An 11277-nucleotide genomic window follows, 5' to 3' on the forward strand; every position below is an offset into this window, starting at 1 on the left:
CCCGGGTCCGCGAACAGCCCCGGCCGGTAACCATTCCCGGCCGGGGCTGAAGCGCGGAAGTAACCCGCGCCCGACCCGCTCGTTGTTCCCATGCCGCGCAGCCGGCGGAGGATGCTGGATCGGGGGCGGGAATGCAGCGGCGGTGGGCACTGGCCTGGTTGCTCTGTGGCGCCTTGACGTTGGCGCCGGTTCTGGCCTGGGAGCTCTCGGAGGACCACGAGGTCGGCAGGGCCGCCGGCTCCGTGGCGGCCGCGGCGACCGGGCTGTTCGGCGTTCTCGCGATGTGGGCGTGGCGCGCACGGCCGCACACCAGCCGTTCCACGTACCGGCAAGTGGCCGACGCCGCGGAGGTGTTGGCCCATCTCGTGCACCGGCAGTGGGAACAGGAGGCGATGCTGCGGCAGTTGTTCTCGCCCGCACCGCTGCCCGTCCTGTGGTGGGACGCGGCGCTGCCCGACGCATCCGACCACCGCAGCCTGATCGGTGATCCCGTCTCGTGCCGGGCGGACGCGCCGCAGGACCTGGCGGACGCGTTCCTGCGCCTGCCGCACCGGCGGCTCGTCGTGCTCGGGCCGGCCGGATCGGGCAAGACCACCTTCGCCGTGCTGCTGACGCTCGCCCTGCTGCGCGACCGGGCTCCCGGCGCCCCCGTGCCGGTGCTCCTCTCCCTCGCCTCTTTCGACCCTGAGCGGCACAGTGCCCACGACTGGCTGACGCGCCAGATCACCGGCGGGTACCCGGCGCTGACCGACGTCCAGTCGTACGGGAACACCGCGGTGGACGACCTGCTGGCCGCGCGGCGGGTGATCCCCGTCCTGGACGGGCTGGACGAACTCCCCCCGCCCAGCCAGCCGCACGTCCTCGCGGCGCTGAACGCCGCTTTCCCCGCTCACGCGCCGCTCGTCCTCACCTGCCGCACCGGCGCGTACGCCCGGGCGGTCGCCGAGGCGGGCGTGCTGACCGCGGCCGCCGTCATCGAACCGGCGCCCCTCGACGCCGCCGACGCCCTCGCATCACTACGGCTCGCCACGCCACCCGGTCCGGCCCAACGCCGCTGGGACCTGCTGGCCGGGCATGTGGCCGAGAATCCGCAGGGGCCCGCCGCGCTGGCCCTGCAGAGCCCCCTGCTCACGGCCCTGGCCCGGACCGTGTACGCCGACGCCCGCGGGGATCCGGCCGAACTCACCGACGCCCGCCGCTTCCCCACGGCTACCGCCGTCGAGCAGCACCTCCTGGACGCCCTCGTGCCCAGCCTGTACGAGAGGGCCCACCACCCCCGCCGCCCGGCCCGGTCCGCCCTGCGCCACCTCGCCTGCCTGGCCCACGGCCTCAGCCGTCAGGGCACGCACGACCTGGCGTGGTGGCAGCTCCACCACTGGGTTCCCCTGCTGGAGCGCACCTGGACCCGGGCCGTGGTGTGGAGCCTCGCCGCGGCCCTGGCCGCCCTGGCGGGCTACGGGCTCCACCACGCGGCCGGCCCCCGGCCGCAGTTGGAGTTACCGGGGTTCCTGCTGGTGACCGGCGGGGTCGCCCTCGCCCTCTTCACCATGCAGTGCCTGGCGGCCCGGACCGCTCCCCCGGCCGGCGCGCGTCCCCGTCCCCTGCGCACCGCCGCCCTGACGGCGCTGTGCGGAGCGCTGTCCAACGCGCTGTTCCAGGTGGTGGTGCGGCGGACGTTCACCTGTGCCGGCACGGTGGAGACCGTCCAGCACAACCTCAAGCACCTCACCGTCTACGGCCTGGGCATCTTCCTGGTCCTCCACGCGTCCGGCCCGCCGGCCCCGCCCCAGGCGCCGAGCCGCGGTTCCCTCACCCTGCTGCACTGGCGCGAGCGGCTGCCCCGTGCCCTGGCCACCGTCGCCGGCGCCGCCGTCCTCATCGGAGCGGCCCTCAACCTCTACGTGCTGATCGGGATCTGGCCGTCGGACCCGTGGACGCGCAGGACCGCCGTCTCCACCGTGGCCGTCTGGGGGACGGGCGTTCTCACCGGCGCCCTCTTCGGAACCGTCCTCGGTGTCGTCCGGGCGGTCCGGACCTCCGCCTCGCGGCTGGATGTCACCACCCCGGCGGACTCGGTGCGGGCCGACCGGACCATCACCCTCGTCGGCGCGGCGGCCGCGGCGCTGCTCTTCCACCTCCCGGACGACGTCGCCCTGGTGATGAGCCTCGCCACCGGCCGCGGCCCCACACCCCCGCTCCCCGACATCGCGCTGTTCGCCCTGTCCGAGCTGCTGCCCGTGGGGGTCGTCCTCGCGCTGACCGCCTTCGCCTGGCCGCACTACGGCGTGGCACGGCTCGTCCTGGCGGCCCAGGGCCGGCTGCCGTGGCGCCTTCAGGCGTTCCTGGCCGATGCCCACCGGCTGGGCATCCTCCGCCAGGTGGGCTCCGTCTACCAGTTCCGGCACGCGAGCCTGCAGCACCGCCTGGCGGCGTCGGCCCGCGTGCCGCGTCGGCGCGGCCGGCAGCCCGGCGGGTGCGCGGCCGCTCCGGCGCGGAGGCAGTCGTAGCGGAGCGAGTCGTAGCGGACTCCCCGCCGGGCGTCACTCGACGACGAGCTCCACCGGGATGTTGCCCCGCGTCGCGTTGGAGTACGGGCAGACCTGGTGCGCCCGGTCGACCAGCTTGCGGCCCGTCGCGGCGTCGAGGCCCTCGGGCAGTTCGACGCGCAGGGTGACGGCCAGGCCGAAGCCCTCGCCCTCCTTGCCGATGCCGACCTCGGCGGTCACCGCCGCGTCGGCCAGGTCCGCCTTCGCCTGCCGGCCCACGAGGCCCAAGGCGCTGGCGAAGCACGCCGCGTACCCGGCGGCGAACAGCTGCTCCGGGTTCGTCCCCCGCCCGTCGCCGCCCAGCTCCGCCGGCAGGGCGAGCTGGACGTCGAGGCGCCCGTCCGAGCTGACGGCGCGGCCCTCGCGGCCGTGGGTCGCGGTGGCGACGGCGGTGTAGATCGCGTCCATGGAAACCATCCCTTTCCTGTGCACGAGTGGCCTCCGGGGCCACCTCACGAACAAGAACAGTAGAGCACGCAATTGAATTGTGCGCAATCAATTGGGGTCCGAGATACCCTGTGTCCATGACGAAGCCGCCGACCAGCACGCCGGAGACCGGATCCGCCGAGGACTTCCTCCGCCTCGACCGGCAGCTGTGCTTCTCCCTGAACGCCGCCTCACGCGCCTTCGGCGCCGTCTACCGCAATCTCCTCAAGGACCTCGGGCTGACCTACCCGCAGTACCTGGTCATGCTCGCCCTGTGGGAGCACGGCGAGCTGCCGGTGAAGAGGCTGGGCGAGCTGCTGCGCCTGGACTCCGGGACGCTCTCCCCCTTGCTCAAGCGCCTGGAGTCGGGCGGGCTGGTCCGGCGCGAGCGCAGCGCGCACGACGAGCGTTCCGTGATCGTGGGTGTCACCCCGGCCGGTACGGCCCTGCGCGAGCGGGCGGCGCTCGTGCCGCGCAGGATCATGGCCGCCACCGGCTTCGACCTCCACGAGGCGGCGGAGCTGCGCGCGCTCCTGGACCGGCTCACGCTGGCGCTCGACGACGCGGCCCTCGACACCGCGCCGCCCTGTGACTGATCCCCACCGGACGGCGCGGGGGCGCGACGGAGGTTCGTCCGCCCTCCCCAGTGGGGAGACAGTGACACCGTGAGCGAAGAACTGGCCCTGAACGTCGGCCCGTCGGGCATCGAGATGGCCTACGAGCGGTTCGGCGACCCCGCCTCGCCGCCCGTGTTGCTGGTGATGGGCGCGGGAGCCCAGATGATCTACTGGCCGGACGGTTTCTGCGCGGAACTCGTCCGCCACGGCCTGCACGTGATCCGGTTCGACAGCCGCGACTGCGGCAGATCGACCCGCTTCCACGACGCCCCCGCGCCCGGTCTCCGAGCCGCGCCGGCCGGTGACGTCTCCTCGGCTTCCTACACGCTGTCGGACATGGCCGCCGACACGGTCGGCCTGCTCGACGCCCTCGGCCTCGGCAGCGCCCATCTCGTGGGCGGGTCCCTGGGCGGGATGGTCGCCCAGACGATCGCGATCGAGCATCCGGGCCGGGTCCGGTCGCTGACGTCGATGATGTCGACCACCGGTGAAGCCGGCGTCGGCCGGACCGACTTCGCGGCGATCGCGGGATGCGGGACGGCCCCGGACGACCGCCGGGAGTACATCGACTGGGAGGTCCGGGCCGCCCGGGTGATCGGTTCCCCCGGGTTCGCGTTCGACGAGGCCGAGGCGGCCGACCGGGCCGGCCGCGCCTACGACCGGGGTCTCGACCCCCTGGGCACGGCCCGCCAGTACCTCGCGGCCCTGGCCTCGGGGGACCGCACGGCCCGGCTGCGGTCGCTCACCGTGCCGACGCTCGTCGTCCACGGCACCGACGACGTCCTGTGCGACATCAGCGGCGGCCGGGCCACGGCCGCGGCCGTCCCCGGCGCGGAACTGCTCGTCCTCGACGGCATGGGGCACAGCCTGCCCCGCGAGCTGTGGCCGGAGATCGCCGGCCGCGTCGCCGCGCTCGTGCGGCGCGCCGAGGATGCCGCGCTGCCTGCCTGAGGTCCGGCAACGCCCGGCCCGGGCACCGGAGTTCGGCATCCGGGCCGGGCGGCAGGATCACGGCGGGACGACGGGCCCGTTGCGCCCGGGTGCCATGGCTCCGCGCCGACCGCGTCGGCGTTCACGCCCACCGGGCGGCTCCATGGCACGCCGGCGGGCGCGGTGAGGGCGCCGAGGATCGCTGCGGCTCCGAGTGGCGAATCGATCCTTCCCCGGTCACTCCCCCGTCCCGTCGGGAACCGCCTCGACGATGTCGAGCACCGTGGACGTGGGGATGATCCGCGCCAGCCGCAGGCCGGCCGCCTCGAACAGGGCGCGGAAGTCCGCCTCGGTGCGCTCGCGGCCCACCAGGGAGGCCATCATCATCAGGTCCAGGGCCTTGGCCTGGTGCGGACCGCTGTCCTTGGGGACGACGGCGTCGACGACGAGGATCCGGCCGCCGGGGGCCAGCGCGCGGCGGCAGTTGCGCAGGAGCGTGACGCACTGGTCGTCCCGCCAGTCGTGCAGGATCCGCTTGAGCAGGTGGACGTCCCCGGGCGGGACCTCGGTGAAGAAGTCGCCCTCGGCGGTGCTCCACCGGCCGGCGAGGTCCCGGTCCTCCGCCAGCCGGTGGCCCGCCAGGACGTGGGACGCGTCGTACAGGACGCCGTTCAGACCCGGCCGGTCGCGCAGCACCTCGGCGAGGAACCCTCCGTGGCCGCCGCCGACGTCGACGACCGTGCCCTTCTCCGGGAACTCCCCCGCCGCGGCGATCGGCCGGTTCTCCGCGTCGGACATGGCGGCCATCCCGTCGTGGAAGACGGCGGCGGTGGTCTCGTCCCGGGCGAAGTGGCCGAAGAACGACGTGCCGAAGATGCCCTCGAAGGCGGAGGTCCCGTCGGTCAGGCAGCGCTGCATCTCGCCCGCCGGCAGCCACATCGTCCGGTCGGTGATCATGAGGATCGCGGCACGGGCCGAGGCGGGGGCGTCCGAGCGCAGCGCGTTCCCGGCGGGGGTGAGTCCGAAGCGTCCGCCGGCGGCCTGGCTGAGGACCCCGCGGGTGGCCAGCAGGCGCAGGACGCGGTGCAGGCTCGGCCCGTCCGTCCCCGTCGCTGCGGCGAGTTCGGCCGGGGTGCGGGGGCCGTCGGCCAGGTGGTCCGCGACGCCGACGGCCGCCGCGGCGCGCAGGGCTGCGGGAAAGAGGTAGCCGAGGGCCTCGTCGATGAGGAAGGCCGCGGAGGTGCGGTCCGCGGGCGAAGGGACGGACGGACCTTTCTCAACTGCCATGGTCACTCCAGGTATTCACGTTTGTCACTAATTGACCAGGAGATCGCAGCGTATCCACCGTGGGGTCCGGGCGAGAAGACCGTCTGCGCCGGAGCGGGCCCGGGTAGGGATGCCCGAGCCGTGTCCGCCCGAGCCGAAGGAGCACCGCATGCCCAAGGTCCTGATCGTCACCGGTGACGCCGCCGAGGACCTGGAGGTCCTCTATCCCTACCAGCGGCTGCTGGAGGAGGGGTACGAGGTGGACGTGGCCGCGCCGTCGGTGAAGAAGCTCCAGTTCGTGGTGCACGACTTCGCCCCGGGCTTCGACACGTACACCGAGAAGCCGGGGCACTGCTGGGACGCGGACGTGGCGTTCGCGGACGTGGCGCCGGAGGAGTACGCGGCCCTGGTGATCCCCGGCGGGCGGGCGCCGGAGTACCTGCGGCTGGACGACGAAGTCCAGCGCATCGTGCGGCACTTCTTCGACACGGACAAGCCCGTGGCGCAGATCTGTCACGGCGCGCTGGCCCTCGCGGCGGCCGGTGTGCTCGACGGCCGGCGCACCGCCGCGTATCCGGCGTGCGCGCCGGAGGTGCGGCTGGCGGGCGGGACGTTCGTCGACGCGGAGGCGGTGGTCGACGGGAACCTGGTCTCGGCCCGGGCCTGGCCCGACCACCCGGCGTGGATGCGGGCGTTCGTGGCCCTGCTGCGGGAGAAGGCACCCGTCAAGGGCTGACTCCGGAGGCGTGCGGCTAGGCTGGGCATGATCCGCCGCCGTGGCGGCCGATCGGGTGGGGAACAGGAGACCGGGTGAGCGACCGCCTGCGCCGTGCCCCCTCCCGTGCCCTCGTCGCCCTCCTCGCCGGGCTGTGGGCCTGCTTCGCGGCCCTGACCGGTCATGCCCCCGCCGCGGCGGCCGGTACCGGGGCGGGGCCCGCGGTCGTCGTCGCGCGTGCCGCCGGCCAGCCGGCCGTCCAGACCCGCACGCCGCACGGACGGGCGGCGGCCGATGCCCCCGGCCGTCAGCAGGCGGCGCACGCGCACGTTCAGCAACCGCACTCCCCCGGGCTCCCCGAGGCGCTGCCCGGTACGGTCGCGGGCCCGCTCGTGCCCCGGCCGGTGCCCGGCGAGGTCGTCGGGCCGCGCCAGGAGCGCGCTCCGCCCGCCACGGCGCACTCCCCCCGGCTGACCCGGGGCCCTCCTTTCCTTCAGTAGCTGCTGACGCCCAGAGCGCGTCCGCCGGTGCGTACCGGTGGGCGGCGCTCCGCCTCCGTATGCCCTGAAGGGGAGAACTCATGTCGTCCCGCGCCTCGTTGTGGCGTGCGCTGTTCGCGCTCGTCACCGTTGCCGCCTCCTTGTACTTCGCTCTCACCAGCCCCGCCCGCCTCGGTCTCGATCTGCGCGGCGGCACCCGGATCGTGCTGGAGACCCGCGACTCGCCCCCTGCCCGGGCCGACGCCGCGTCCACCGACCGGGCGCTGGAGGTGCTGCGGCAGCGGGTGGACGCGCTCGGCGTGGCCGAGCCGTCGCTCGTGCGCTCCGGCGAGCGCCGCATCGTCGTCGAACTGCCCGGTGTGCAGGACCCGGGCCGGGCCGTGGACGTGATCGGCCGCACCGCCCAGCTGACCTGCTCCCCGCCTCCGCGGCCGGCGGAGAGGCACGGAGCCTGCCGGATCCCGACGCGCCGGGGCAGTCGCTGCGTCTGGCCCCCGCGGCCCTGACGGGCAAGGACGTCAAGGACGCGAAGGCGCTCCTCGACACCGCGTCCGGGGCCGGCTGGACGGTGGACCTGGCGTTCCGCGGCAGCGGTGACGACGCGTGGGCGCGCGTCACCGGCGACGCGGCCTGCGCCCCGCCCGGTGACGCGTCCCGCCGGGTCGCCATCGTCCTCGACGACCGGATCGTCTCGGCGCCGGCGATCCGGGAGGGCGTGGAGTGCGGGACCGGGATCCGGGGCGGCAGCACGCAGATCACCGGCGGCTTCTCCGCGTCCGAGGCCCGCGACCTGGCGGCGCTCGTCAAGGGCGGCGCCCTGCCGGTGCCCGTCGAGATCGTCGAACGGCACACGATCGGCCCGACGCTGGGGGCCGAGGCGATCCGGGCGGGCGCGGGCGCGGCGGTCATCGGTCTGGTGTGCACGGCCGTGTTCGTGGTGGCCGTCTACCGGCTGCTGGGCCTGCTGGCCACGGTCGCGCTCGGCCTGTACGGGCTGATCTCCTACGCGGCGCTGGTCGCGCTGGGGGCCACGCTCACCCTGCCGGGGCTCGCGGGCTTCGTCCTGGCGATCGGCATGGCCGTGGACGCCAACGTGCTCGTCTTCGAGCGGACCCGGGAGGAGTACGCGCGTGCGGCCCGGCGTTCGCGGGGGCTGCCGGATCCGGGCGGCCCGCTGCGGCGGGGCTTCGCGAAGGCGTGGAGCGCCGTCATCGACTCGAACGTCACGACCGTCCTCGCCGCCGGGCTGCTGTTCTTCTTCGCCACCGGTCCGGTCAAGGGCTTCGGCGTGACCTTGTCCGTGGGCGTCGTGGCGTCCATGGTCTCGGCGCTCGTCATCACCCGGGTCCTCGCGGAATGGGCGCTGCGACGCGGCGCGGTGCGGCGCCGTCCGAAGCTGGCGGGGGTCGTGTCGGGAGGACGGCTGCGCTCCTTCCTCGCGCGGCGCGCCCCGCGTCCGATGCGCCACCGCCGGATCTGGCTGTGGGTCAGCGCGGGGCTGGTGGTGCTGGCGGGCGCGGGCCTGCTGGTGCGGGGGCCGCAGTTCGGGGTGGAGTTCACCGGCGGCCGGGTGGTCGAGTACGGCACGGACCGGGCGGTGGACGTGGAGGACGCGCGGTCGGCCGTCGCGGACGCGGGGTTCCCGCGGGCGGTGGTGCAGATGTCGGGGGACGGCGACGTCGTCGTCCGCACCGGTGGGACGACGGACGGGGAGCAGCAGCGGATCCGGCGGTCCCTGGAGGCGGCCGTGGGCCCGGTGACGGTCGAGCGCGACGAGCGGGTCGGGCCGAGCATCGGGCGCGAGCTGCGGGACAAGGCGCTGCTGGCGCTGGGCGGGGCGGTCGCCGCCCAGCTGGTCTACCTGGGCGTCCGGTTCCGCCGGACGTTCGCGGTGGCGGCGGTGGCCGCGATGGCGCAGGACGCGCTCCTGGTGGTGGGGCTGTTCGCCTGGCTGGGCCGGCCCATGGACAGCGTCTTCCTGGCGGCGCTGCTGACGGTCATCGGCTACTCCGTCAACGACACGGTGGTCGTCTTCGACCGGATCCGCGAGATGCGCCGGACGGGGGCCGGGCGCGGCGGCGTCGAGGACCTGGCGGCGGTGACCGACCGGGCGATCGTGCAGACGGTGCCGCGGACGGTGAACACCGGCATGGGGGTGCTGTTCGTCCTCACCGCGCTGGCGTTCCTGGGCGGTGACGCGCTGGGCGACTTCTCGCTGGCGCTGCTCGCGGGCGTGGTGTTCGGGATGGGTTCGACGGTGCTGACGGCCGCGCCGCTGGCCGTGCTCCTGGAGGGACGCCGGCCGGCGCCCTCGGCGGCGGCGCCGCGGGCGCGTGAACGGTCGCGGCGGGATTCGGGGGCGGTCGTGTAGCGGGTGCTCGGGCGGGGGTGCTCCGGCCGTCGGGCCGGGCGCGCCCGCCCATCCCGGTGGGAGCCGGTCAACTCGGGGGCGGGTGACGGGGATCGCCGTGCGCGCAGGGGCGCGTTCCGGTGCGGTGAGGGCCTCGGCCGTGTGCCCGGTGCCGCCGCGGGCGGGCGCGGTGGCACCGGGGCGGGCGTCAGTGGCCGCCGGGGACGGGCTCGAGGACGAAGACGGGGATGGTCCGGTCCGTCTTCCTCTGATAGTCCGCGTAGTCGGGGAACGCGGCCACCGCGCGCTCCCACCACTGCGCCTTCTCGTCCCCGGTGACCTCCCGGGCCCGCATGTCCTGGCGCACGGTTCCGTCCTGGAGCTCGACCCTGGGGTCGGCCACGACGTTGTGGTACCAGACCGGGTGCTTGGGGGCGCCGCCGAGCGAGGCGACGACGGCGTACCTGCCGTCGTGCTCGACGCGCATGAGCGGTGACTTGCGGATCTTCCCGCTCCTGGCACCCCGGGTGGTGAGGATCACGACGGGCAGACCGGTGTCGCGCAGCGTCGTGCCTTCGGTGCCTCCGGAGCTCTCGTACTTCTCGACCTGGTCCCTGACCCACTGTTCGGTGCTGGGTACGTACTCGCCATCGAGCGGCATGTCGTCCTGTCCTCTCCTCGAAGACTCCAGTGGTGCGCGGCGATCCGGTGCCGTCGGATCCGGTCCCGGTGCGCGGGACCACGTCTACCACCCGGGGCGGGGGTGATCGCCTGTTCTCCTGCGGCACCGTGTTCGGCAACAGGCGGAGGCGCGGGTTCATTCCCGTGCCGGTGCGTGGCCCTCGCACCCCCGGCTGTGACCACGGGCCCGTTATGTGCAAGGGTGATCCCTGCCGCCGCTGCCGACGCGCGCGCTCGTGTGGTGCTCCCCCGTGGCAGCGGGAGTGGCTCCTGTGGTGTTCCGTCGGCCGCCGGGGGCGACGACAGCCTTGGGCTGATCGGGCGAGCCGCGCGGTGTGGCTCGCCGGGCAGCTCGAACCGACCCCTGTTTCGTGGGTTCCCCGGACCTGGGTCCCCCTCGGAACACAACAAAGGAGCACAGACATGGCCGAGACCGGAGCGAACGTCTTCTTCGACGTCACCGTGAACGACAAGCCCATCGGGCGCATCGTCTTCAAGCTGTTCGACGACGTCGTGCCGAAGACCGCGCGGAACTTCCGCGAACTGGCGACCGGTGAGCACGGCTTCGGCTACGCCGGCTCGCCCTTCCACCGCGTCATCCCCGCGTTCATGCTCCAGGGCGGTGACTTCACCAACCAGAACGGCACCGGCGGCAAGAGCATCTACGGCGAGAAGTTCGCGGACGAGAACTTCGAGCTCAAGCACGACCGTCCGTTCCTGCTGAGCATGGCGAACGCGGGCCCGGGCACCAACGGCTCGCAGTTCTTCATCACGACGGTCGTGACGGAGTGGCTGGACGGCAAGCACGTCGTCTTCGGCGAGGTCGTCGAGGGCCAGGACATCGTCAAGCAGGTCGAGGCCCTGGGTTCGAGTTCCGGTAAGACCGCCGCCAAGATCGCCGTCAAGGCGTCGGGCACGCTGTAAGCCGTGCGGGGCCTTGGCCCCGTGTCGGGTCGTAGTGGCTGTGCGGCTGCCTCTGCCGATGCTGCTGATCGGCTGTGACGGAACCGGGTTCCGCGGACGCGTAGCCGGCGGGTCGGCCGTGCGCGACGGCTGCTTCCGTGCGGTCGTGCCGGGCCACCCGCCAGCGGTGTTTCGCCGCGGCGGACGGTTGAGTGTCGGGCGCCTGCGGGCTGGGTGGGGTGGGGGTTGTGCCCCGGTCCCGCCCTTTCACCGTTTCTTCCGGGGCTGCGCCCCTCGGCCCGGCACCGCGCTCCGCGCGGTGGTGCGGGGGCTTCGCCCCCTG

Annotated in this window: 9 protein-coding genes and 1 pseudogene; 7 read left to right on the forward strand and 3 right to left on the reverse strand. The window is 74.3% G+C overall.

What is annotated here, in order from left to right:
• Positions 1 to 173 precede the first annotated feature (173 nt).
• Positions 174 to 2507: an NACHT domain-containing NTPase gene (locus tag I5Q34_RS16405; RefSeq protein ID WP_199893036.1), complete on the forward strand. Its 2334-nt coding sequence runs from the start codon at positions 174 to 176 to the stop codon at positions 2505 to 2507.
• A gap of 33 nt (positions 2508 to 2540) precedes the next feature.
• Here the strand turns inward: I5Q34_RS16405 and I5Q34_RS16410 are convergent, their stop codons facing one another.
• The gene (locus I5Q34_RS16410; protein ID WP_199893037.1) at positions 2541 to 2954 is read right to left on the reverse strand and encodes an organic hydroperoxide resistance protein; all 414 of its coding nucleotides are present in this window, start codon (positions 2952 to 2954) and stop codon (positions 2541 to 2543) included.
• A gap of 116 nt (positions 2955 to 3070) precedes the next feature.
• On the opposite strand from I5Q34_RS16410, the gene I5Q34_RS16415 reads away from it, so the two are divergent.
• Together I5Q34_RS16415 and I5Q34_RS16420 are read left to right on the forward strand one after the other, a co-directional pair.
• Positions 3071 to 3568, forward strand: coding sequence for a MarR family winged helix-turn-helix transcriptional regulator (locus tag I5Q34_RS16415; RefSeq protein WP_199893038.1), 498 nt, complete (start codon positions 3071 to 3073; stop codon positions 3566 to 3568).
• A gap of 69 nt (positions 3569 to 3637) precedes the next feature.
• Positions 3638 to 4540: an alpha/beta fold hydrolase gene (locus I5Q34_RS16420; protein WP_277965478.1), complete on the forward strand. Its 903-nt coding sequence runs from the start codon at positions 3638 to 3640 to the stop codon at positions 4538 to 4540.
• A 216-nt stretch (positions 4541 to 4756) separates the two neighbouring features.
• Here I5Q34_RS16420 and I5Q34_RS16425 read toward each other — a convergent pair whose 3' ends face one another.
• On the reverse strand, positions 4757 to 5806 hold the full coding sequence (locus I5Q34_RS16425) for a methyltransferase (protein WP_199893039.1): 1050 nt from the start codon (positions 5804 to 5806) through the stop codon (positions 4757 to 4759).
• A 148-nt stretch (positions 5807 to 5954) separates the two neighbouring features.
• Between I5Q34_RS16425 and I5Q34_RS16430 the strand changes: the two genes are divergently transcribed.
• The 3 genes and pseudogenes from I5Q34_RS16430 to secD all read left to right on the forward strand — a co-directional run bounded on the left by I5Q34_RS16430 (position 5955) and on the right by secD (position 9371).
• On the forward strand, positions 5955 to 6521 hold the full coding sequence (locus tag I5Q34_RS16430) for a DJ-1/PfpI family protein (RefSeq protein WP_199893040.1): 567 nt from the start codon (positions 5955 to 5957) through the stop codon (positions 6519 to 6521).
• Between the two features lie 74 nt (positions 6522 to 6595).
• Complete coding sequence (locus I5Q34_RS16435) at positions 6596 to 7000, forward strand: hypothetical protein (protein WP_199893041.1); 405 nt, start codon at positions 6596 to 6598, stop codon at positions 6998 to 7000.
• A gap of 80 nt (positions 7001 to 7080) precedes the next feature.
• A pseudogene (secD, locus tag I5Q34_RS16440) lies at positions 7081 to 9371 on the forward strand (protein translocase subunit SecD).
• A 187-nt stretch (positions 9372 to 9558) separates the two neighbouring features.
• Here the strand turns inward: secD and I5Q34_RS16445 are convergent.
• Entirely contained in the window at positions 9559 to 10011 is a 453-nt protein-coding gene (locus tag I5Q34_RS16445) for a nitroreductase family deazaflavin-dependent oxidoreductase (protein ID WP_199893042.1), read from the reverse strand.
• Positions 10012 to 10454: 443 nt separating this feature from the next.
• On the opposite strand from I5Q34_RS16445, the gene I5Q34_RS16450 reads away from it, so the two are divergent.
• Positions 10455 to 10955 carry a peptidylprolyl isomerase gene (locus tag I5Q34_RS16450; protein WP_199893043.1) on the forward strand — a complete coding sequence of 167 codons (501 nt, stop codon included), beginning with the start codon at positions 10455 to 10457 and terminating at the stop codon, positions 10953 to 10955.
• Positions 10956 to 11277: the final 322 nt, after the last annotated feature.

It is taken from the genome of Streptomyces sp. AV19, from assembly GCF_015999245.1.
In the GTDB taxonomy this organism is placed as follows: Bacteria; Actinomycetota; Actinomycetes; order Streptomycetales; family Streptomycetaceae; genus Streptomyces.

Coding starts and splice junctions, on each gene's coding strand:
- I5Q34_RS16410 (WP_199893037.1), bottom strand. CDS start 2,954: ATGGACGCGATCTACACCGCCGTCGCCACCGCGACCCACGGCCGCGAG.
- I5Q34_RS16415 (WP_199893038.1), top strand. CDS start 3,071: ATGACGAAGCCGCCGACCAGCACGCCGGAGACCGGATCCGCCGAGGAC.
- I5Q34_RS16425 (WP_199893039.1), bottom strand. CDS start 5,806: ATGGCAGTTGAGAAAGGTCCGTCCGTCCCTTCGCCCGCGGACCGCACC.
- I5Q34_RS16430 (WP_199893040.1), top strand. CDS start 5,955: ATGCCCAAGGTCCTGATCGTCACCGGTGACGCCGCCGAGGACCTGGAG.
- I5Q34_RS16445 (WP_199893042.1), bottom strand. CDS start 10,011: ATGCCGCTCGATGGCGAGTACGTACCCAGCACCGAACAGTGGGTCAGG.
- I5Q34_RS16450 (WP_199893043.1), top strand. CDS start 10,455: ATGGCCGAGACCGGAGCGAACGTCTTCTTCGACGTCACCGTGAACGAC.